The following is a 19,910-nucleotide window of genomic DNA, read 5'->3' as shown; positions in this document are numbered from 1 at the left end:
ATCATTAAGGAGGCGGAGCACTATTTACCTAATAGTATAGTGTTAACGGCAGGTTATTATCCTTTAGTCTTAGTGGTTGTTAAAGCCGCTTTGTTTGAAAAGCTTATTGGTGGCAGCCGTTAATTTCGTTTTATTTGTGGTGAAATAATACTTCTGTTATTTTCGGATTGTTAATAACAACAATAAAGAATAGAGATGCAACTCAACTCCCCTAAATCAATTGGTATTTTACTTGGTACGCTTTACGGCATATTTATGCGGCTGTTTATAGAGCTATTCAATGCTTATAATTTAGGTAGCTTAGTCTCTATATCATTTATGTTTTTAGTGCCTGTTGCAATTGGTTATATTCGTATTCACTTTGAATTTAAAAGCACAGAAACATTAACTAAAAGGCAAATGGTGACAATTGCTTGGCAGCCTATTTTTGTTTTTTTATTTGTAAGTGTAATTACTTTACTTGAAGGCAGTATTTGTGTGGCTATGGCTTTGCCTGCTTTTATGTTTTTTGCCAGCATTGGTGGATTACTTGCGGGTTTTGTTAGAAAGCGTGAAATAAAAAAAGCGAATAGTTCTTTATTATCAATCGCGTTGTTACCTATATTGCTCTCACCTATTGAAGTTAATTTTTTAAATTTATCAAAAACATACGAAGTAACAAATTCAATAACTATTAACGCGCCCATCAATGCTGTATGGCAACAGTTAGCTAATGTGAGTGATATAAAACCACAGGAAGTGCCTTTTTCACTCACTCAATTAATTGGTGTACCAAAGCCATTAAAGGCAAGTATGAATGCAAGCGGTATAGGCGCTGTTCGCACAAGTATTTGGCAAAAAGGCGTTGTGTTTAAAGAAGTAATAACCGACTGGCAACCAAATAAACAGATGCTTTATAGATTTGACATAGACCCAGATGCTATTCCCGATGACGCACTCGATAAACACGTAAAACTTGGCGGCGAATACTTTTCACCTCTTTACGGTGGATATGAGTTAACTGAAGATAAAGGCGGCAATACAATTTTAACGTTAAAAACGACCGTGCAAGACAATACAAATTTTGGTGTTTATTCGCGAATATGGGGAGAGGTGATATTTCAAGATTTCCATCATTCACTTTTAACGTTGATGAAAAACAGAGCTGAAAAGTCACTTATCGCAGTTATTTCCCATAATTAACTTAAGCCGCTATGGTATTGAAAAATTATTATAATGGTGACTTATGAAATTATTAACGGCAGCAACTCTAATACTTGCCACATCAACAGCCTTTGCACGCCCTGCACCTTTGGTGTCTATTCCTACTCACGATGCCTTTTTTAATAGTATTGCCGCGCATTGTGGTAAAGCGTTTGAGGGTAAAGTAAGTGTAGATAATGCAAAAGGGCCAAGTTCATTTGAGAATAAAAAACTGGTTATGCATGTTCGTAAATGTACCGACACTGAGCTACAAGTACCGTTTCATGTGGGTGATGATGCATCACGTACATGGATCATAACAAAAACGGGAAGTGGCTTGAGTTTAAAACACGATCATCGTCATAAAGATGGCAGCGACGACGCATCAACTATGTATGGTGGCCATACGCTTGATGCAGGGTTTGCACAAATGCAGTCGTTTCCAGCAGACCAGTACTCTAAAGAGTTATTTGTAAAACAAGGGATTGCACAGTCTGTAGGTAATATATGGCAAATGTATATTTACCCGGAAGTATTTACTTATCGATTAATTCGCCAAGGACGTGAGTTTAAGGTGGATTTTGATTTAACTAAACCGATTACTCCACCATCAGCACCTTGGGGTTATAAAGACTAAGGTTACTTGCCCTTGCTTGTATCTTCTTTAGTTTCGCATTGTAGTAAAACACTTAAATCTGGTTGATAGGCGCGTGGCTTAGTTGGAAAACGTTCATATTCTTGCACGCCTTCAAGCACTTTCAACATAAAGGTGTTGCCACGACATAAGCGCTCAGCATGGCGTAATAAAAATACGCTTTGGTTGAAAAAGTGTTTGTAATCGTCAGACTTAATTTTTATTTTATAATTGTCTTCGCCAATTTTTGTTTGGTAGTAATGCACTTTGTTGTCAAAGTCGTAGAGTTTTTCTGTTTCGGCTTTTTCAGCAAAGGCTGTATTTGCGCTCGAAAGGGCCACCAGTATCGCACCTATAGTGAAGCGTGGGGAGTTTAATCCTTTCATAAAAATGTATCCTTTAATTTGCGAACTTTATACCCATTAATTACTTATACAAGTTCGATTTCTTTATATTCAGTCTAACACCCAAAAAGGGATAACGTGATGTTCAAACAAATAAAACAGCTTTTTGCAGTATTCGATGATCAAGAGCCAAGTATAGAGCCACACGATTTAAAAACAGCTGTGGCTGCATTGCTTATTGAAGTAATGCGTGCCGACACCAAGCTTGAACATGATGAACAACAAACCCTGACTGTAACCTTAAAAAAGTACTTTAATTTAACAGATATCGAAGTTGATGAGCTCACTACTAATGCGGCGAGTAGTTTGGATGGTGCGATAGATTACTTTCAGTTTTCAAAACAGATTAATGAGCATTGCAGCGCGGTACAGCGAATAGAAATAATAGAACTATTATGGCGCTTAGCGTATGCCGATGGGGAAATAGATCCCCAAGAAGACTACGTAATACGTAAAGTCGCAGGGCTTTTATATGTAACGCATACCGATTTTATCGCCGCAAAAATAGCGGCGACAAAGTAAGTAAGCGGGCGTGCAAGTTATTTTAACTTACTTGCAACGCTTACTAATTGATGAGCAAGGGCTGATACTTTTTCAGCTGTTACAGGTTCATTTATTTGCCCATTTTCATCAAACAAAGAGTGTACAGCGGGTACAGCAAGCTGATCGGCAAGCACTAATGAACCAATGCCGCTTAATATATCACGCACATGATTTAAACCTCGTAATCCACCAAGCCCACCTGGCGATGCTGCAAACAAAGCGACCACTTTATTACGAAAAGCAGGAACAGCACCTTGTTCTGTGCGCGATGCCCAATCAATGGCGTTTTTTAGTGCTGCGGTAATAGAGCCGTTGTACTCTGGGCTTGCTAGTAAAATACCGTCGGCTGTACGTAGCTTGTCTTTTAAAAGCTGTACATCGCTTGGTGTGCCTTGCGCTTCTATGTCTTCGTTAAATAGTGGGATGTTTAATTCGTTTAGCTTTATTACTTCTACTTCAGCACCTGTTTGTAGAGCAAAACGTGCTGCTTCATTAATAATTTTTTGATTAAAGCTTTCTTGGCGAAGGCTTCCTGCTAGAGCGATAATTTTTGGTGCTGACATGGTAGTGGCCTTTTAATGTTTTAAGTTTCATGGCTAATGTAGCAAAATTTTGCTTGTAGAAAACCCCAATAAACGCAACACTTATGTGCGTATATGCACATAAGTAAAAGGTAGGCAGCATGGCGATAAAGTTTGAAGATTGGCAAGACGTTAAAGTTGCTTTTGAAGTAGCACGTTTAGGCACGTTAACAGCGGCAGCAGAAGAGCTTAATGTACACCACAGCACAGTGCTTAGACGAATTAATAATCTTGAAAAAAACTTGAATACACGGCTTTTTCATCGCCATGCGCGTGGCTACAAAGTAACTGAAATTGGCACTAAGTTATTTGCAACGGCGCAGACTATTCATAGTTCGTTAGAGCAGCTTCATAACGATATTGCTTCGGCAGACAGTACACTTAGAGGGAGTTTGTTGTTAACTACGGTAAGCGGTTTTATGGATATACTTGGCGATGTGTGTGAGCAGTTTCAAGCGTTACACCCGCATGTGCAGTTAGAAGTTATTTTAGAACAAAAAAGGCTAAGGCTCGATCACGGGCAAGCACATATTGCTGTGCGTGCAGGCCCAAGGCCTGATGAAGGCGATTATATTGCTCAACATTTGGCGCAGCTTTCATCGGGCTTATACGCTAATAAACGTTATATTAATAAATACGGCATGCCTAAATTATTAAGTGATTTACAACAGCATAATTTTGTATCGGGTGTGGCAGGTTTTAATGCCCGCGTGCCTTATTTTGCGTGGGCTGATGAACATATTCCCGCATCGCAAATAAAGCTGCGAGTATCTGAAACCGCAGAGGCGACTCGTGCAATAATTAAAGGGCTAGGCATTGGCGGATTGCAGCATGACGTAGCGGCGCAATATCCTGATTTAGTGCCTATATTACACAGTGAGTTAAGCTGGCCTACCGATGTATGGTTAGTCACGCATCACTTAGTGCATCGCACTGCTAAAGTACAAGCTTTTGCAGGGTTGCTAAAAACACATTTTAGTAAGTTAGCTGCTAATCAATAGTTTTAGCAGCGTTTTAAATGATTATAGTGTTTTTTTCACTTCTATCCCTAGGCGTTTAGCCAAGCGTACTAAGTTAGCCCTATCTAATTCAAGCACTCTTGCTGCTGCTGACCAGTTGTAGTTATGCTTCTTTAATTGCTCAGTAATTACGTTGTATTGCAACGATTCTACAGCTTGCTTTAAAGGTTGGTTGATTAAGGTGTTGGTTGTACTTTGGCTTGCTACTAGAGAGTTTTGCGGCGCACTCGGTGTCAAATCACAGTGCTCGCTTGTAATGGTTATTATTGGATTTTGCCATTGGCTTTGTTTTGCTTTTAGGGCGCTGCGGCTAATGACATGTTCAAGCTCGCGCACGTTACCTGGCCAGCTGTACTGATTAAGTAATGCTTGCGCTTCGGGGCTTAGTTTTAATTGTTTTATCCCTAATTTACGGGCTGTTTGCTCAATAAAATAACCAGCTAAGAGTGTTATGTCGTGCTCGCGTTTACTAAGTGGTGGCACAGTAATAGGGTAGACACTGAGGCGATGGTATAAATCGGCTCTAAAGCGACCTTGAGCTACTTCTTCTTTTAAATTTCTGTTGGTTGCAGCAACAACGCGTACATCTACGTATTTTGGTGTGTCTTCTCCTACCGTTTGTATTTCGCCGCTTTGTAGCACTCGTAATAGTTTACTTTGCATGGCAAGGGGCAGTTCGCCAATTTCATCTAAAAATAACGTGCCGCCATCAGCTAATTGAAATTTACCTTGGCGCGCATTTTGTGCGCCTGTAAAAGCCCCTTTTGCATGACCAAAAAATTCACTTTCGGCAAGGTTTTCGGGAAGTGATGCACAATTTAAGTGAATAAGCGGTTGATCTTTTCGGGTTGAGTTTAAGTGAATGTTACGCGCAACAAGTTCTTTCCCTACCCCTGTTTCACCTAATATCAGCACGCTAAAGTTAGATGCTGCAACGAGTTTAATGTCGTTTTTAAGTGTTTGCATTAGCGGGCTTTGACCAATAATTTCACCGCCGTCCCGTGTTAATGCTTCACGATTTAGTTCTTGTACTAATGCACTTGAGTGCTGTGCATGCTGTTTGTAATGGGCAAGTTCTAAGGCCGTTTTAAAGTGTGCACTACACAGCGTTTGTAAAGTATTGAGTGTATCAGCACTTATGCTGTTAAATGCATTGGCGTTAAGGCTATCGAACGTAAGTACGCCAAGTAGCGCGTTTTTATCATAAAGAGGTAAACCTAAACATGCATGTACCGGTATGTCGCCGGTTTTAGCTAATAGTAATCCGTCGTATGGATCGGGTAGTGGGCAGTCGTGCGCAAATTGCAGCGCAAGTGTGCTTTTGCAAATAGCTTCTAGGCGAGGGTGCTCTGCTATTTTAAATCGTCTGCCTAAACTGTCGGGCATTAATCCTTTAATTGCCAGTGGTTTTAATTGCTCGCCCTGAAGCACTAATAACGCACTTGCATCACTAGGAATCACCCGCTCAACCGTTGCTAGTAATTGATCAAAACTATGCTCGTGCAGTGTACTTTGAGCAAGCTCTAGAGCAACTTGGGTAAGGTTGAATTGCTGGTTCATGTCAAAATGACCTGTTTGTGTTTTTATGAGTTAATTTATAGTAGGTCATAAAGACTCATAGTGTAAAGTGGTTTAATTTAACTTATTGAATTTAAATGAATAAAGTTGTTGGCACAGTATGTGTAATAGCTAAGTAACGTAGTTAGTTACAGAGATCGCCATGAACACTCTAATGCTGAATAATTTAAATAATCAAACACAGTTTAGTTCACTGTATGAGGCACTAGCGTGCGCTGAGAACTTTTTTGATCAGTATGGTTTAGGGCAGGAGGTACGATAATGCGCCCTATAAACTTAACTGAGCCAATGCCAACACGCGTTGCTATTCATCAAGTATCTCAATGGCCGTTATGGATGCTTGCTTTTCGGTCTTTCTTTTTGGGTGGTGGTTTATTAGCATTTTTGTCGGTGGGGTATTGGCTACTTATTTTAACAGGCCATGCAAGTTGGCACTTATCGATACCCGCTACATTATGGCACGCGCACGAAATGCTGTTTGGCTTTGCGGGAGTTGTAGCTGTTGGTTTTTTACTTACCGCTGCACAAACATGGACAGGTGTACCGAGCATAAGTGGCAAAGCTCTTATGTGGCTTGCGTTTATATGGCTTGCAGCACGCTTAGCATTTTTTGTAGTACTGCCTGATATTGCTCATTTTAATTTATATGCTGCACTTACATTACAAGTTATTTGGTGGTTAGGCGCCATAGTCGCGTTGGCTAATATGTTATTAAAAGCCAATAGCAAAAGTAACTATCCATTTTTAGCTATTTTAGCAGTGCTTTGTGGGCTCAATGTATTGCATTTAATACTTATTTTACAGAAAAACATGCAACTTGCACTTGGTGTGGTTGATACCGCAGTACTGGTTATTACTTTACTAGTTGGCATTGTTGCGGGTCGCGTTCTACCATTTTTTACCGCTAAAGGTCTGGGTTTAACCGAGCAAGTTCGCACTCCTAAAATAGATAAAGCGGTGATGTATTTATCTATTGTGGCTATCACTTTATTTTTTATCGACAAGTTGTTTTTGAACACGATTAATCCTGCGTTGGTTGTTGCAACGGTTGCTGTGCTTCATCTGGTCAGGGCTGGTTGTTGGTGGGATAGCAAGGTATTGAGAGTACCTTTGTTATGGTCTTTGCATTTTTCGTACCTTGCTCTAGGTGTTGGTTTGATGCTGGTGGCAATAAGCTTTTATAGCAGTGCAATACAATTTAAAGATGCGCTGCACTTAATCACTATTGGCACAATAGGTATGATGATTTTAGCAATGATGACGCGTGTATCACATGGTCATACAGGGCGTACACTCGCTATTCCTCATTACATGGCTGTTGCTTTTGCGTTTTTGCTTGTGGCCGCCATTACTCGTTCATTACTCCCTTTTATTATTGGGCCTCACCTTGCTTGGCAAATAAGTGCTTTGCTGTGGTTAGTGGCTTTTTCATTATTTTTAATTCACTGCACACCTATATTAACGCGGCGTCGTGTTGATGGGCGCCGTGGTTAGTTTACCCATAGGAAAACACATATGTTATCTGATAAAACCATTGAGATTGTAAAAAGCACAGTTCCGTTATTAGCGCAGGCGGGTACGGTTGTTACCGATCATTTTTATAAGCGTTTATTTAGTCATAATCCTGAGCTTAAAAATATTTTTAATATGGCGAATCAAGATACAGGTCGTCAGCAATTTGCACTTTTTAATGCATTGGCTGCGTATGCACAAAATATTGATAATTTAGCCGTATTAAAAGAAGCGCTAACACGTATTAATCATAAGCATACAAGCTTGAATATTTTACCTGAGCATTACCCTATTGTAGGTGCGCATTTAATTGGTACATTAAAAGAGCTTATTCCTGAGCAATTTACTCCCGATGTTGAATACGCTTGGCGCGAAGCTTACGGCGTGCTTGCTGATATTTGTATAACCGAAGAAGCTGCTTTGTATGAGCACAGTAAAAATAAACACGGTGGTTGGGCGGGAACTCGCCAATTTAAAATAACCAACAAACAGGCTGAATCAGAACTAGTAACAAGCTTTACACTTACGCCAGTTGATGGCGAAGCTGTTATTACACATAAACCAGGGCAGTATTTAGGTATTAAAGTTAAGCCAGAGGGCGCCAAATATGAAGAAACTCGCCAGTATTCTATTTCGCAAAAAAGTAACGCTAAAAACTACCGTATTAGTGTTAAAAAAGAGCTACAGCCAAAGCCTGGCATGGTGTCTAATTATTTACACTCATTAGAGCAAGGAACTATTGTTGAGTTATACCCGCCGGCAGGAGACTTCTTTTTACGCAATAACACAAGTCCAGTGGTTCTCATTTCAGCAGGTGTTGGGCAAACACCAATGCTGGCTATGCTTGAAACGTTATTAAGTGATAATTCTAATCAAGAGATTATGTATTTACATGCCTGCGAAAATACTCAGCAGCACTCGTTTTCAAAATATTTAAATGATCTAACAGCGCAGAATAACCACTTGCAAACAATAACGTGGTTTAATCAAGCGACAGAGGGCGCTGACTTTACTGGGTTAATGAGCTTAAACGCAGTACAAGCACAGCTACCATTGAGTAATGGCGACTTTTACTTGTGTGGCCCTGCGGGGTTCATGGCATTTATAAAAAACCAATTACTTGGGCTCGGTGTTAAAAGTGAGCATATTCATTACGAAATATTTGGCCCGCATCAAGACTTATAATACCGTTTAAAAGTGGGCATATTTTAGATAAGTATTTAGCCTACTAACTTAATCGCGCACTATAAGGTTTACTCAATAGTGCGCAACCAATTAAATTATAGCTTTTTAGTATCACTTTGCGCTGCAAACGTTTGTTTTTGCCATGCATTAAAGAGCTTTTGTTGCTTATCTGATATCTTTAAACCGTAGGTTCTTTGCATATAAGCATAGGTGTCGGCTATACGTTTTCGCGCATAAACAGGCGGTTCAACTACACGTTGTTTAAAGTTTACTTTTACTTCGCAGCGGCCATACTGTGTGGCGTTTTCGTTAAGCATGCCAAATCGATAATTGGAGCGATCGGCATTAATTTCGCCAATAGCTGGCGCTAAGTTGTTTATATCGGCTTCCATTTTTCTAAATTTAGCACTTACTTTTCTACAATTTTTTCGCCCGCCATCTTGCCAACATTGTAGTTGATGACCAAATTCCCACGCCGGAACAATGTGTTCCCACTCAATGCGTAGTGCTCGCACGTTTATCTTACCTGAGCGTGTAAGCGTATTTCTCGGAACGTAACCACAGTTTGCGGGATCTGGAACGAGTTTTTTACCTTCTTTTTTAATGTCGCAGCCGCAGTAGATGCTTTTAGCGTTGTCAGGTAGGGTTTTAATAAGGTGTTTTTTTGCAGTAGAAAAACGGGTGAACTGCTCCGCCGATACCGAAGCACACAAAAAACAAGCCAATAAGGCCAGAATAAATCGAGTCATATCCATCACATATGTGAACTACAGGAATGGCTAGTTTAAGCTGTTGATTAAAAAAGATAAAGGAGACTTAGAATTTAGCTTGAAATGGTTACTGGTACTTGCTCTTTTTATTTTTGTAAAAAAGCTGATAGTGCGGGGAAACTATCAGCTTTGTATAAGCTATTTAACCTGAGCTTTGGTTAAGATATTTACTTACATACTATAGCGAATACCTAAAAAGAATTGCCTACCAGTATGGTTATACTCTCGTGGTAAATTAAGAGTTCCGTCACCAGTGGTATACAAGCGCTCGTATTCATCGGTTAAGTTAATAGCTTCAAATGTTACGGTTACATTGTCATTGAGGTTATAAAAAGCAGAAAGGTCATAATGTGCTGGACCTGTTGTTGCTTCTTCAGCATTACCATTACTGCCAGTATAATCAGTAATGTAGTTATCGCGTTTATTCATTGAAACGCGAGCGCCATAATTTTCTTCTTCGTAATAAAGTGTGAAATTATATGAATTTTTAGAAAGCCCCGTTATTTCTCCTGCGGATACGTGAGTGTAGTTAGAAACAATACCGGTATTTTTTAATAACCCCGGTAAAAAGCTAAATGGCTGTTGATATATTAGCTCAATACCTTTAACAACAGTTCCCTTGCCATTTACAGGTACGTAATGGGTGTAGGGTGTTGTTCTTGGGTCAAGTGCACTTGATGGATCGTATTGCGGATCGTTATCAATGAAAGGTAAGTATGCAGGGTCAACTAATTTTTCCTCAGTTGAGCTGGTGATGAAAGTACCTATATCTTTATAAAAACCAGTTAAAGCAAGTAGCGACTCTTCATCAAAATACCATTCGATACCTAAATCAGTATTTGTTGAGGTGAATGGGTCTAAAAATGGATTACCCGCACTGACTGTTCCATTTAAATAGGAGAATGATGGGTTACCTGGGTTTAGTGAGCCAAGGCTTGGACGAGTCATGGTTTTGGATAACCCTAAACGTACAACAACATCTTGCGTTGCATCCAGTGCTAAATTTAAAACAGGTAAAACATTATCGTAACTATTTTCAATTTCAACAGGATCGCTTTGAATAAAGCCCGTTGATGTTGTTTCTGTTTTTACATAACGTAAGCCTACATTTGTTCGTAGGAGCATATCAGATATTTCATATTCAAAATCTGATTGAATATAAGCAGCGATGGTTTCCTCTTCAACTTCCCAGCTTTGTGCACTTCGCGCCGTCCACTCTTTATTGAGTAGTTGTGATTCAATTGCATCAAAATCGGCCACAATAAATTGCGGCAACGTACCATCATAGCCTGAACCATAATCATCGAAAGGCATTAATTGTGAAAAGCCGACGGCTGACTCTTGATCCGGAAATCCATTAATTTGCGATTCATCATAGTTTACTGTTCTATCGTTATAAGCAACCCCACCTTTGATGCTCATAAAGTCTGTTTCGTAAGTTAAATCTAATTTGGCAGTATCATTTTTTCTGAGTACATCCGTAGCACGAAGTCGACCGTCTGTTAAATTAAATGAACTTGCATCTAAATTATCATAGCCATAATCCATCACTGCAGTATTTGCGCTATTTCCAAAATCAATTGAGACGGTATGAGGTGTATTGCTGGTCATATTATAACGATATTGCTCAGAGCGAGCACTTGACTCAGCGGTGCCGATCATTGCATCTAATTTTAAGTAGTCAGATAGGTGGTATTTACCAGATAACACATACTGTTTAAATTTTGTTTTAGATACCTGTTGACGGCTTTCTGCACGGGACTTTACTCCACTAAATGTACCTGCCTGAATTTGTTTTCCATTTTCGGCAACTGTAATAGAGTCTGGAGTGATCTCGCTAAATGTATTTCTGAACATTTCGAAGAAATTATACATCGTACGACTGTTGTCGAGGGTAGAATGCAAGGTATCGAAGGTAATTACTAAGTCATCGTTAGGCGCATACTGTAATGAGCCTGTAAAACCTAATCTATCTTGTTCATTACCAAAAAAATCAGGGCGGGGAAGTCGAGGAGTCCATAGGCAATTTACATCATCAACTTGCTCACCTTCAAATTCACAATTTCCCACATCAGTAGTGCCAATAACGTCAGTATTTGATGTGTCAGCATAGACACCGCCGCCGTCTTTGACGGGGGTTGTCCAGCGAACAGTACCAAAACCTTCTTGGCGAACTGTGCGCTCTGATTTAGCGACAGAGAATAAAGCCCCAAAGGTATCGTCAGCAAATGTATTACTGATCATAAATACCATTCTAGGGTCTGTCTCTTCTGTTAAATCGTTATAGCCTGCCTGTGCCGACGCAGCTACATGAAGACCGGGGGAATCAAAAGGTTTTGCTGAATACATATCGACAGTACCTGCAATACCTCCTTCTTCGGTTGCAGCTGTTGGTGATTTTTGAATATCAACGCGATTGAATAGCTCTGATGCAAAAACGTTGAAGTCAAATGCTCTTCCGCCATTTACACCACCACCCGAATCAGTCCCATCTGTACTAGCAGGAACTTCCATACCATTAAGGGTTGAGCGGGTAAAAGATGGGCCTAAACCACGTAGAGTAATTTGACGTCCTTCTCCTCCTTCTCGCGAAATTGCGACACCAGGGATCCGCTGTAGTGACTCTGCGATATTTAAATCTGGAAATTTACCAATGTCTTCGGCTGCAATTGATTCCGTGGTATTTACTTCAAACCTTTTGGTAGCCAGCGATTTATTAAGTGATGATCTAAAGCCTGTAACTTCGATTAACTCAATTTCACTTTTCTTTTTTATATTTGTTTGTTCGGCTTCTTCAGCACTGATTTGAGCTGTCGTGCTAATTAATAATGCACTAATAATGTAATTAAGTGGCCTGAGAGTGAATCTTTTTGACGTTTTCATTGTGTGTTCCTGCTGAATTTAGGTAATGCCACTCAGTTCAGATTTTGCACTTATTTTTTGTGTTATAAGTAAGCGTAAATATGAGTGAGGTGTGTTTGGCTTTATTTAAATACACCTCTTTAAACAGTGTATTTAACCCGCATATTTAAAATGCCACCGGTGGCATATGAAAGTCAAGGTTATTTTTTATACTTTTTTAAACAATAATTCACTTAATTTTAATCCTCAAAGGTCAACAGGCCATGGAGTTTATAAAAAAGTATTGTTTGTACTTAAAAATGATAAATATTAAATAATGGATTATAAATGCGTAAAACTATCTATTTACCATATAAAACAGCTTATATTACATAGTTGATTTGGTATAAAAGTAAAACTGCGTTAAAGTTTGCGGTGTAATCATTAGAGGATAAATACCAAACAATGTCGGAAATTCAATTTTTAAATGTAGATCTAGAGCTTGAATCAAAGCAGGATATTAGCGTGCTAGTGGCAGACTTAAAAAAAGTCGCTACAGTTTTACATTATGACAAAGACGAATACCGTCAGTTAGCCCGCATTGAAGCTACAGGTGAAGTAGGTACACCAGATAAAGCAATTAACCATATCTGTGAGCTTATAGAATCGTGTTCGCGTAATGCGTTAAAGCAATGGCTAAGTTGTTCACGTAGAACATTTGATATTGGTTTTGAATCAGGCACATCGCCTAAGTGTTTTAACCAAGCTTTAGATGCAGATACATTATTACGTATATCTGCTATTGGTGCGGGTATGGAAATTACAATTTACCCAATCGAAAAGTAACAGTAAGTAATTATCTTCGCTCTACTACGGCTGCGGTCATTCTTGATACGCAGCAAAGCTCGTTTCGACTATTAGTAATTTTTATTTCCCAGACTGAACTACGCTTACCAATATGAAACGCTTTTGCGGTGGCTGTTAAAGTACCATTACGAGATGCTTTTAAGTGACTGGCGCTAATTTCTTGTCCGACACAATAAAACTGAGTGAAGTCGACTACGAAGTTAGCTGCATAACTTGCTACTGTTTCGGCAAGCACTACATTGGCTCCTCCATGCAACATGCCCATTGGATTGTGATGCGCTGGTATGGCAGGCATAGTTGCTACGAGGTAATCATCACCAATTTCGGTAATTTCAATTCCCATGGTTTTCATTAGTGTACCTTGGCCGTTTATACCCTCATCTAGCTGTTTGCAAAACTCTAAAGTAACAGGTTGATACCAAATACTCATAAGCTTACCTTTTAAAATAGTAGTAAAAATATGGCTTATATTTTCATAAAGTTAAGATAATGAAAATAAAAAAGTGGATCTAAATTTATAGCCAGATAGCGTGAGGCGGATAGTAAGAAGTAATAATAGGGATATCGTAGTTTATTGATACAATCGAGCAGTAAAGAAGAAATCGCCCTAGGCTAAATATAAGCAAGCAGCATAATGTTACTTGCTTATACTTAGCCAGATCTTTTATTGGTAACTAGCTATTAACTCGACATTACTAAAAGCACTGTAGCCTTTAATCATAATAGAGTAATTACCAGTGCGGGTGTCGCTACAGCTTTCATTATTTCCGTTTTTATACGGTCGGCAATCGTAGTTACTGCTCGTTGCAATTGCATTATATTTTACATGTAGGTCAACATCCCCAGTGCCATTAGAGGTCGAAAATGTGACTTGCTCAGCTTCACTTGGCACTGTAAAAGTAAACAATTGCTCACTGTTTCGATCACCACTAACAACGATAGATTGGTTATTTTGCAGTGTATTGTTATTTACCGGTGGGCTAGATGCAGATCTAAAATTTGCAATTGTTGGGTTTGTTAAATTTAAGACTCTAGCGTTATCGTGTTTTGATGGAGTTCCCATAACACTTCCGCTGTATGATTTGTTTGGATTTGACCAGTAATTGATTCTTGTGCAGTTATTTGTACAGTTATAAGCCATTACTGAACGCCATTGTGATTGAGGTTGCTGATAACCATGGCCGAACGAATAAGGAGATGTTGATGGATCGTTTTCAGGGTTATGACGAGCACCTTGTAAATGACCAATTTCATGACCGAAAGAGTAATAGCCGGTTGCACAGTCATAATCAACCATCGCAAATGCGCTGTTAGCATTTGCACCAATTGCTTTGGCTTGGCCACAGTAGCCGTTAACGTCGTTTATTAATATGACTACATCAGCACCGTATTGATCTCGTAGTGTGTGCGCTTCATCCATATAACCATCGTTTTTGGCAGCTAAACGATTTAAATCCGTACCTGAATTTGTAGCTTCAGTATAATTAACTCGGCTTACATGGGCCAAACTAACAACTGCATTGACACCTGAGTTTTGGTAACCCTGATTAGTCTCTACTATTGCAAGATCAATCAAGCTATTAATATCACTAGATTTTTGTTCTGCGGCTGGGGTGTATAAAACGAGTAAGCTAATATTGCTTTGCGCGTTAGTTGCCATAGCTGTTTGGAAGCTTTGTTCTGTTAAAATTTGTTCACTGATTGAAATAGTGTTATTAGATTGTTGATAATCGGGTGCATGCTCAGCAGGTTGCTTGGCAGGATCTAATTCAATAAAATTATGACCAGAATGTTTATTCGGTTGCAATTTATAAACATGTTCATTTACCTTTATCGTACCAGAAATCCCCTTTGTAGATTTTATCAGTGTTACTTCGTCACCATCTAAGCTTTTACCTACCCAGATTAAGTTACCAGTTGCTGATGTACTTGCTGTACTTTTGATAAATTCAATGTCACTTCCCTGAACAGGTAAAAAGAATGCATTGGTTTTTGCGCTTAGTTCGAAAAGCGGTTGCCCAAATTGAGATTGAGCATTACCTTCTTTATTAATGTTTTGCGTAAAGTTAGAGTGCTGCACTTCGAAAAGTGGGACTTGGGCATACGCATAGCCGCTAAACAATAAGCCAATAAACAATGGTGAATATTTTTTCATTTGATAATCCTTTTAAGTGTTTGTACACATAAAGTGTACATGTTAATAAGTTGTTTTCAATTTATTAACATGTGGCTGTCATCAAATTAGCCCTTAATCGTAAATATAAAGATACAAATGTTTATTTTATGTAAACATTCGTTGTTTCTACATAAGTGTAAAAGTGATTTATTAACAGCAAGCAATCAATGTAATTTAAATTTGCGATTTTTATTTAACTGTATATACTCACAGTTAAATGTACTGTATGGAAAACCAGTTGTATGCGACCATTAACGAAGCGCCAAGCTCAAATTCTCGAATTAGTTAAAGTTTTTATTAAAGACACTGGTATGCCTCCTACACGTGCTGAAATTGCACAAACATTAGGCTTTAAAAGTGCCAATGCTGCTGAAGAGCATTTAAAAGCGCTTGCTAAAAAAGGTGCTATTAAGATGAAACCAGGTGCAAGCCGAGGTATTCAACTTGTTGAGGAAGAAGAGCCTGAACAGTTAGGTTTACCTCTTATCGGGCGAGTCGCAGCGGGAGAGCCTATTTTGGCGCAAGAGCACGTTGAGAGTCATTGTAAAATTGATCCATTAATGTTTAAACCGGCTGCTGATTTTTTATTGCGCGTTAACGGTATGAGCATGAAAGATATAGGTATTATGGATGGTGATTTGTTAGCTGTGCATAAAACTCAAGTTGCAGAAAATGGACAAGTTGTAGTTGCTCGTGTTGATGATGATGTTACCGTAAAGCGGTTTGAAAAAGCAGGCCGAAAAGTATTATTGCATGCTGAGAATGACGACTTTTCGCCAATTGAAGTTGATCTAGAAAATGAATCTTTTAATATAGAAGGTTTAGCCGTTGGAGTTATTCGTAACGCTGATTGGATGTAGTTTTTAATTTATTTTTATAAATGCGTGCTTTTTAGCACGCATTTTTGTTTTAACATTAGCACTAAAAATAGGACGTAAACAGCCCACTAATTATTTTAGCTGTAAATTTTTTTGCACTTATATTTTCCTCCTCCGAATGCGTTAAACCCCTTTGTTTTGCTCATATTTCGAACTTCCTGTTGATTAGTTGATTACTGATTTTTTATTAATTACTCAATATCACCTGATTGTTTTTTATACTAAAACTTGCTTGTTGTTCGTTTTTTAGCTAATTATTAATGTGCTGAGCTAATAATAACTCACAGCTTTTTAGTTTTGAGAACACACAATATACACAAACTCGTTGTTGGCGCAGCAAAACCAATCAATATTAAATAAGATTGGCTAAAAAAATAAAAATAACGAATTGGCGTTTAAGCCGTATGCCTCTTCGCTTTGCATTCGCAATAGCATCAAAGGAGCCGTCACATGGGTAAACTGACCTCTACCTTGTGGCTTATATTATGTGTTTTTTCGCACTCAGTTTTGGCGAACAGCCAATACAATATGCGCAAAGGCGTAACCGATATAAGCAATAATGTATATCAGCTGCACATGACCATATTTATAATATGTTGTGTGATTGGGGTGATAGTGTTCGCAATTATGTTTTGGGCACTTATTCATCACCGTAAATCTAAAGGGGCTGTACCTGCCCAATTTCACGAAAGCACTAAAGTAGAAATACTTTGGACTGCAATTCCGTTTGTTATTTTAATTGCTATGGCAGTACCAGCCACTAAAACCCTTATTGCAATGGAAGATGCCAGTAAAGCTGATCTCACTATTAAAATTACGGGTTCGCAATGGAAATGGCATTATGAATATATGGGCGAAGATGTAGAGTTCTACTCTATTTTATCTACCCCGCAAGATGAAATCGCGAATCTTGCAGATAAAAACCCTAACTACTTACTTGAGGTTGATAAGCCTCTTGTACTGCCAATAAATCAAAAAGTACGATTTTTAATGACTTCAGATGATGTTATTCACTCTTGGTGGGTACCTGATTTTGCAGTTAAAAAAGATGCGAACCCCGGCTTTATAAACGAAACATGGACCAATATTAACGAAGAAGGTACTTACCGAGGCCAATGTGCTGAGTTGTGTGGTAAAGACCATGGCTTTATGCCCGTTGTGGTGGTCGTTAAATCTGAGGCTGATTTTAAAACATGGCTTGCAGATGCAAAGCAGGCGAAGCAGAAAGCTGCGCTGGCAGATGCCGCATTACTTGATAAAACCCTCCCAAAAGAAGAGTTAATGACTTTAGGCGAACAAGTATATATGGCTAATTGTGCAGCGTGCCATCAGCCTACGGGCATGGGGTTACCGGGTGTATTTCCTGCACTTAAAGGCAGTCCGATAGTGCTTGGCGATATAAAAGATCACATTGATGTAGTTATCCATGGACGACCCGGTACGGCAATGCAAGCTTTTGCCAAGCAGTTATCTATAAAGCAATTAGCTGCGGTTATTACTTATAAACGTAATGCGTGGGGTAATGATACGGGTGATGTTATTCAACCGAGTCAAATACAGACAGCACTTGATGCCAAAGTGGAGGCGAACTAATGAGTAGCATAGTAGAACAACCTAACGCCAATGAAGCTCATCATGCTCATCACCCAGCTAAAGGTTTTAAACGCTGGCTTTACACAACTAATCATAAAGATATAGGTAGTTTATATTTAATTTTTTCGCTGACCATGTTCTTAATTGGTGGCGCAATGGCTATGGTGATCAGGGCTGAATTATTTCAACCAGGCTTACAGTTGGTCGACCCTCACTTTTTTAATCAAATGACCACAGTGCATGGTTTAATTATGGTGTTTGGTGCGGTTATGCCCGCCTTTACAGGCCTTGCTAACTGGATGATACCACTCATGATTGGCGCGCCAGATATGGCATTGCCAAGAATGAATAACTGGAGCTTTTGGATTTTACCGTTTGCGTTTTTAATCCTATTGGCATCGTTATTTATGCCTGGTGGGGGCCCTGCATTTGGCTGGACTTTTTATGCACCATTGTCCACAACATACAGTAATGATAATACTGCATTGTTTGTATTTGCCGTACATATTATGGGGATTAGCTCAATAATGGGCGCAATCAATGTGATTGTAACCATAGTGAACCTACGTGCCCCCGGCATGACATGGATGAAGTTGCCCTTATTTGTATGGACGTGGTTAATTACTGCCTTTTTATTAATTGCGGTAATGCCAGTGCTTGCAGGGGCTGTCACTATGGTACTTACCGATAAGTACTTTGCGACCAGCTTTTTTGATGCTGCAGGCGGTGGCGACCCGGTGATGTTTCAGCACATTTTTTGGTTTTTTGGTCACCCTGAAGTGTACATAATGATTCTTCCTGCCTTTGGCATTATATCTACAATAGTACCTACCTTTTCTCGTAAAAAACTTTTTGGCTATGCCTCAATGGTATACGCCACATCCTCCATAGCACTATTGAGCTTTATTGTATGGGCTCATCATATGTTTACTACTGGGATGCCGGTCGCTGGCGAGTTGTTTTTTATGTACGCGACCATGCTTATATCGGTACCTACAGGAGTAAAAGTATTTAATTGGGTTGCCACAATGTGGAAAGGCTCAATAACTTTTGAAGTGCCAATGCTTTTTAGTATTGCGTTTATTGTGCTGTTTACCTTAGGTGGTTTTTCGGGATTGATGCTGGCAATTACACCTGCTGACTTTCAATATCACGATACTTATTTTGTAGTGGCGCACTTTCATTATGTATTAGTAACAGGGGCTGTATTTTCGATAATGGCGGGGGCCTATTACTGGCTGCCCAAGTGGACAGGCAATATGTTTAATATCACATTGGCTAAATGGCATTTTTGGCTATCGCTGGTGAGCGTGAACGTACTGTTTTTTCCTATGCATTTTGTAGGGCTTGCCGGTATGCCGCGTCGGATTCCCGATTACGCTCTTCAATTTGCCGACTTTAATGCAATTATAAGTATTGGTGGGTTTGCCTTTGGTTTATCGCAATTGTTGTTTGTAGCTGTGGTAATTAAATGCGCGCGTGGCGGTGATAAAGTGCCTGCAAAAGTATGGGAAGGGGCAGAAGGGCTTGAGTGGGAAGTTGACTCTCCAGCGCCATATCATACTTTTTCTACGCCGCCGGTAATTAAGTAATGACACACGCACCGCTACTCAAACGTTTGGTACTTATTTGCATAGGCATGTTTGCCTTTGCCTTTGCTTTAGTACCTTTGTATGACGTGTTTTGTGATGTAACAGGGCTTAATGGAAAGCCTTCGCTTGAGCAAGCAGAGCAAAGTACAAAAATAGTACAAAACCGAGAAGTTGGCGTTAGCTTTACTACTCACGCACAAAGTGGTGCACCGTTTGAAGTTAAATCAAAAGAATACAGTGTAGTGGTAAAACCCGGTGCAATGCGTGAAGTAATGTTTACTGCAAAAAATAACAGCAACCTAGATAAAGTAATGCAGGCTGTACCATCAGTCTCACCAGGTAAAGCGGCAAAGTATTTACATAAAATAGCCTGTTTTTGCTTTGATCAGCAACCTCTAAAAGCAGGGGAAGAACTTGAATTTAAATTGCTTTTTTATGTTGATACCGCACTGCCAAGCGACATTGAAGAATTAACTTTATCTTATACCGTATTTGATATTAGTGAACAGCTGGTGGCAAGTAATAACTAGCTTTTTAAACTAGTGTGAAACTAGG

18 protein-coding genes are annotated in these 19,910 nt (G+C 39.3%); 11 read left to right on the top strand and 7 right to left on the bottom strand.

The features are described 5' to 3' along the window. Positions 1-195 precede the first annotated feature (195 nt). Both D172_RS16695 and D172_RS16690 read left to right on the top strand, forming a co-directional pair. On the top strand, positions 196-1,182 hold the full coding sequence (locus D172_RS16695) for a hypothetical protein (RefSeq protein WP_007376380.1): 987 nt from the start codon (positions 196-198) through the stop codon (positions 1,180-1,182). 43 nt (positions 1,183-1,225) lie between these two features. After that, a complete protein-coding gene (locus tag D172_RS16690) occupies positions 1,226-1,819 on the top strand; it encodes a hypothetical protein (RefSeq protein WP_007376381.1) in 594 nt (197 codons plus the stop codon). Positions 1,820-1,821: 2 nt separating this feature from the next. Here the strand turns inward: D172_RS16690 and D172_RS16685 are convergent, their stop codons facing one another. Beyond that, positions 1,822-2,202 (bottom strand): hypothetical protein, encoded by a 381-nt coding sequence (locus D172_RS16685; protein WP_007376382.1) that lies wholly within the window; start codon positions 2,200-2,202, stop codon positions 1,822-1,824. 99 nt (positions 2,203-2,301) lie between these two features. On the opposite strand from D172_RS16685, the gene D172_RS16680 reads away from it, so the two are divergent. Next, on the top strand, positions 2,302-2,742 hold the full coding sequence (locus tag D172_RS16680) for a TerB family tellurite resistance protein (RefSeq protein WP_007376383.1): 441 nt from the start codon (positions 2,302-2,304) through the stop codon (positions 2,740-2,742). A 17-nt stretch (positions 2,743-2,759) separates the two neighbouring features. Here D172_RS16680 and D172_RS16675 read toward each other — a convergent pair whose 3' ends face one another. Beyond that, a complete protein-coding gene (locus D172_RS16675; protein WP_007376384.1) occupies positions 2,760-3,326 on the bottom strand; it encodes an NADPH-dependent FMN reductase in 567 nt (188 codons plus the stop codon). Between the two features lie 119 nt (positions 3,327-3,445). Here D172_RS16675 and D172_RS16670 point away from each other — a divergent pair, with 119 nt between their 5' ends. Then, positions 3,446-4,345: a LysR family transcriptional regulator gene (locus D172_RS16670; RefSeq protein WP_007376385.1), complete on the top strand. Its 900-nt coding sequence runs from the start codon at positions 3,446-3,448 to the stop codon at positions 4,343-4,345. Positions 4,346-4,366: 21 nt separating this feature from the next. Here the strand turns inward: D172_RS16670 and norR are convergent, their stop codons facing one another. Further along, entirely contained in the window at positions 4,367-5,923 is a 1,557-nt protein-coding gene (gene norR / locus D172_RS16665; protein WP_007376386.1) for a nitric oxide reductase transcriptional regulator NorR, read from the bottom strand. Between the two features lie 279 nt (positions 5,924-6,202). Here norR and D172_RS16660 point away from each other — a divergent pair, with 279 nt between their 5' ends. Both D172_RS16660 and hmpA read left to right on the top strand, forming a co-directional pair. Beyond that, on the top strand, positions 6,203-7,435 hold the full coding sequence (locus D172_RS16660) for an NnrS family protein (protein WP_007376388.1): 1,233 nt from the start codon (positions 6,203-6,205) through the stop codon (positions 7,433-7,435). Positions 7,436-7,456: 21 nt separating this feature from the next. Beyond that, entirely contained in the window at positions 7,457-8,638 is a 1,182-nt protein-coding gene (gene hmpA / locus D172_RS16655) for an NO-inducible flavohemoprotein (RefSeq protein ID WP_007376389.1), read from the top strand. A gap of 95 nt (positions 8,639-8,733) precedes the next feature. Here the strand turns inward: hmpA and D172_RS16650 are convergent, their stop codons facing one another. Together D172_RS16650 and D172_RS16645 are read right to left on the bottom strand one after the other, a co-directional pair. After that, complete coding sequence (locus D172_RS16650; RefSeq protein WP_033023363.1) at positions 8,734-9,387, bottom strand: endonuclease; 654 nt, start codon at positions 9,385-9,387, stop codon at positions 8,734-8,736. Between the two features lie 192 nt (positions 9,388-9,579). Further along, positions 9,580-12,291, bottom strand: coding sequence for a TonB-dependent receptor (locus D172_RS16645; RefSeq protein WP_007376391.1), 2,712 nt, complete (start codon positions 12,289-12,291; stop codon positions 9,580-9,582). Between the two features lie 423 nt (positions 12,292-12,714). Here D172_RS16645 and D172_RS16640 point away from each other — a divergent pair, with 423 nt between their 5' ends. Further along, positions 12,715-13,095 (top strand): hypothetical protein, encoded by a 381-nt coding sequence (locus tag D172_RS16640; RefSeq protein WP_007376393.1) that lies wholly within the window; start codon positions 12,715-12,717, stop codon positions 13,093-13,095. Between the two features lie 10 nt (positions 13,096-13,105). On the opposite strand, the gene D172_RS16635 is transcribed toward D172_RS16640, so the two are convergent. Next, entirely contained in the window at positions 13,106-13,546 is a 441-nt protein-coding gene (locus D172_RS16635) for a PaaI family thioesterase (RefSeq protein ID WP_007376394.1), read from the bottom strand. A gap of 234 nt (positions 13,547-13,780) precedes the next feature. Further along, positions 13,781-15,271 (bottom strand): M12 family metallo-peptidase, encoded by a 1,491-nt coding sequence (locus tag D172_RS16630; protein WP_007376395.1) that lies wholly within the window; start codon positions 15,269-15,271, stop codon positions 13,781-13,783. A gap of 263 nt (positions 15,272-15,534) precedes the next feature. Between D172_RS16630 and lexA the strand changes: the two genes are divergently transcribed. From lexA to D172_RS16610, 4 genes are all read left to right on the top strand, one after another. Next, complete coding sequence (lexA, locus tag D172_RS16625) at positions 15,535-16,152, top strand: transcriptional repressor LexA (protein ID WP_007376396.1); 618 nt, start codon at positions 15,535-15,537, stop codon at positions 16,150-16,152. A gap of 468 nt (positions 16,153-16,620) precedes the next feature. Beyond that, complete coding sequence (gene coxB, locus D172_RS16620) at positions 16,621-17,763, top strand: cytochrome c oxidase subunit II (protein ID WP_007376397.1); 1,143 nt, start codon at positions 16,621-16,623, stop codon at positions 17,761-17,763. After that, positions 17,763-19,355, top strand: a complete 1,593-nt coding sequence (ctaD, locus tag D172_RS16615) for a cytochrome c oxidase subunit I (RefSeq protein WP_002959615.1) — start codon at positions 17,763-17,765, stop codon at positions 19,353-19,355. Before coxB ends, ctaD begins: the two co-directional genes overlap by 1 nt. Continuing rightward, entirely contained in the window at positions 19,355-19,885 is a 531-nt protein-coding gene (locus tag D172_RS16610; RefSeq protein ID WP_007376398.1) for a cytochrome c oxidase assembly protein, read from the top strand. The genes ctaD and D172_RS16610 overlap by 1 nt, the downstream gene beginning before the upstream one ends. Positions 19,886-19,910: the final 25 nt, after the last annotated feature.

The organism is Pseudoalteromonas sp. Bsw20308, assembly GCF_000310105.2.
Lineage (GTDB): Bacteria > Pseudomonadota > Gammaproteobacteria > Enterobacterales > Alteromonadaceae > Pseudoalteromonas > Pseudoalteromonas fuliginea.
Note: the sequence above shows the minus strand (reverse complement) of the source record. Positions and strands in the feature narration are given on the sequence as shown.